Genomic DNA, 3088 nt, shown 5'->3' on the forward strand with positions numbered 1-3088 from the left:
ATCATCTTTATCCAGCGCTACATGTACGGCTTTCGCGTCATCATCCCGATGTGCATCGGCCTAACGGGCTATAGCGCGAAAAAATACGCCTTTATAAATTTAATCAGCGCCTGGTGCTGGGCTGCGATAACGATAATCCCCGCGTGGATCCTCGGCGAGCACATACTTGATATCCTGCACAAAGCAAAAGAGCACTGGTACGTCGCCGTGCCGGTAGTGGCGCTATTTTTGGGCATTTTGCTCTACGGCTTTAGGCGCATAGAAAATAAAATTTTAAACGATAGGAGACACAGAAGTGCAGTTTCAACTCACTAATAAAAAACTAAACGAAATCAAGGCCGATTTGGAGCTGATTTTCGTCGTAGATAAAAACCTAAAACATAAATTTATAAAAGACGAAAAGGCGTTTAAATTTGCCAACTACAAAGGCGAGAGCGTCTTGCTTTTGCTAGAAAGCGGCAGGATCTACGTTCCGCTTAGCAAGCTTGGCTACGACGAGCTTCGCATAGCTGCGGCAAAGGCCTATAACGCCGTAAAATCGCTAAACGTAAAAAGCCTAAAACTAGCCTCATACGTCGCAGGTTGCCAAAAAATGAGCTTTCAGGCTCTAACCGAGGGCTTTTTGCTGGGCGCTTACGAATTTAACAAATACAAAGAAAAAAAAGAAAAATACGCGCTAAAAGAGATTATTTTTAGCAGCGAGGAATTTAGCGGCGAGGTCGTGCGCGAAAACGACGCACAGGACGGCTTTACTCACGGCGAGATAATCGCCTCTGCGACAAATTTCACCAAAGATATCGTAAACGAAATACCTGAAATCTACACTCCGCAAAAAATGGCCGAAGAGGCGCAAAATCTAGCTAAGTCTAGTCCAAATTTAAGCTGCAAAATTTACGACGAAAAATTCCTCGAAAAAGAAAAGATGAACGCATTTTTAGCGGTAAACAAAGCCAGCGCCCATCCGCCTCGTCTCATCCATCTTATTTACAAGCCAAAAGGCGCGAAAAAGCGCGTAATCTTCGTCGGCAAGGGGCTAACCTACGATAGCGGCGGACTTAGCTTAAAGCCGGCTGATTATATGCTAACGATGAAAGCCGACAAAAGCGGCGCGGCAGCGGCAATGGGTATAATTAAAGGCGCGGCCGAGCTAAATTTGCCATTTGAAGTTCACACTATTTTAGGCGCGACCGAAAATATGATCGGCGGCAACGCCTATAAACCAGACGACGTGCTGATCTCTCGCAGCGGCGTTAGCATCGAGGTGCGAAACACCGACGCCGAGGGGCGACTGGTACTTGCCGACTGCCTTAGCTACGCGCAGGATTTTAAACCAGACGTGCTAATCGACATGGCGACGCTAACGGGTGCTTGCGTGGTCGGTCTTGGCGAATACACTAGCGGCATAATGGGCAACAACGAGGAGCTAAAGGCTGAATTTAAGGCAAAAGCTTCAAAAAGCGGCGAGCTAAATACGATTTTAGAGTTTAACCCGCACCTGCGCGAGCTAATCAAAAGCCAGATCGCAGACGTCAGCAACACAGGCTCTAGCCGTTACGGCGGCGCGATCACGGCGGGGCTTTTCCTAGATAAATTTATAAAAGACGAATTTAAAGACAAGTGGATACATCAAGATATCGCAGGCCCCGCATACACCGAAAAAGCTTGGGGATATAACCAAGCAGGCGCGACGGGAGCTGGCGTGCGAATGAATCTTTATTATCTATGCGCTATGGCAAAGGAGCTGTAATGGGACTAGCAGTAGGTATCGTAGGACTACCAAACGTAGGCAAATCAACCACGTTTAACGCGCTAACGAAAGCGCAAAACGCCGAGAGCGCGAACTATCCGTTCTGCACGATCGAGCCAAATAAAGCCGTCGTGCCGGTGCCCGATAAGCGCCTAGGCGAGCTAGCCAAAATCGTAAATCCAAATAAAATCCAATACTCCACGATCGAATTCGTCGATATCGCGGGACTCGTAAAGGGCGCAAGTGCTGGCGAAGGTCTGGGAAATAAATTTCTCTCAAACATCCGCGAAACCGAGGTAATTTTGCATATCGTGCGCTGCTTTGAGGATGAAAACATCACGCACGTAGAAGGCGGCGTCGATCCCGTCAGGGACGTCGAGATCATCGAGACCGAGCTCATCCTCGCCGACATCGAGCAGCTAAACAAAAAAATCGAGCGCCTAACCCGCGAAGCCAAAGCAAACGCAAAAGGCGCAAAAGAGGCGCTAGAGACGGCAAATGCGCTGCTAGCTCACCTAAATGACGGCAAAAGCGCGAGCAGTTTCGGCGGCAAGGACGACGACGCGTTTATAAATTTAAACAAAGAGCTAAGGCTACTCAGCGCAAAAGAGGTCGTCTACGGCGCAAACGTCGATGAGGACGGCATCTCGGAGGATAATAAATACGTACAGGCGCTTCGCGAGTTTGCCGCGCGCTCGGGACACGAGGTTATCAAGCTTTGCGCCAAGATCGAAGAGGAGCTAGTAGGCCTTAGCGACGAAGAGGCGCATGAGTTTCTAAGCTCGCTAGGCACGAACGAGAGTGGTCTAGAAAAGATCATAAAAACGGCATTTGCGAAGCTAAATTTGATCAGCTACTTTACTGCGGGCGTCGTCGAGGTGCGCGCGTGGACGATCGTAAAAGGCTGGAAAGCGCCAAAAGCCGCCAGCGTCATCCACAACGACTTTGAGCGGGGATTTATCAGAGCCGAGGTCATCGGCTACGAGGACTACATCGCGTGCGGCGGCGAAAACCCGGCCAAAGAGGCTGGCAAAATGCGCCTAGAGGGTAAAGACTACGTCGTTCAAGACGGCGACGTGATGCATTTTAGATTTAACGTTTAAGGCGCAAAATCGGTCAAATTTGGCTTTATAGCCGAGCGATTTTTGGCTAAATTTGAACGCCATCTGTTTTATGCCGCGCAGCTAATGAGCCTAAACGTGAGCAAAATAAATTTGACGCCTTTTCGTGCCGACACTACGTCCTAAATTTTAGTCTTTAAAAACGTGGTTAAATTTAGCTCAGCGCGGTTTTGCCGCCCAAATTTGGCTCGCGCTAAATTTAAGGAAAAAATTGAAAAAG

Annotated in this window: 2 protein-coding genes and 1 pseudogene; all 3 read left to right on the forward strand. The window is 48.6% G+C overall.

The window, feature by feature from the left end; translation table 11 throughout:
• Positions 1-315, forward strand: a pseudogene (locus tag Q0338_RS09375) (DedA family protein); the annotation flags it as partial.
• On the forward strand, positions 296-1747 hold the full coding sequence (locus Q0338_RS09380; RefSeq protein ID WP_298086518.1) for a leucyl aminopeptidase: 1452 nt from the start codon (positions 296-298) through the stop codon (positions 1745-1747). The pseudogene Q0338_RS09375 and the gene Q0338_RS09380, both read left to right, overlap by 20 nt.
• The gene (ychF, locus tag Q0338_RS09385; RefSeq protein ID WP_185898554.1) at positions 1747-2850 is read left to right on the forward strand and encodes a redox-regulated ATPase YchF; all 1104 of its coding nucleotides are present in this window, start codon (positions 1747-1749) and stop codon (positions 2848-2850) included. The genes Q0338_RS09380 and ychF overlap by 1 nt, the downstream gene beginning before the upstream one ends.
• Positions 2851-3088: the final 238 nt, after the last annotated feature.

The sequence above is a fragment of the uncultured Campylobacter sp. genome, from assembly GCF_938018145.1.
GTDB lineage: Bacteria > Campylobacterota > Campylobacteria > Campylobacterales > Campylobacteraceae > Campylobacter_A.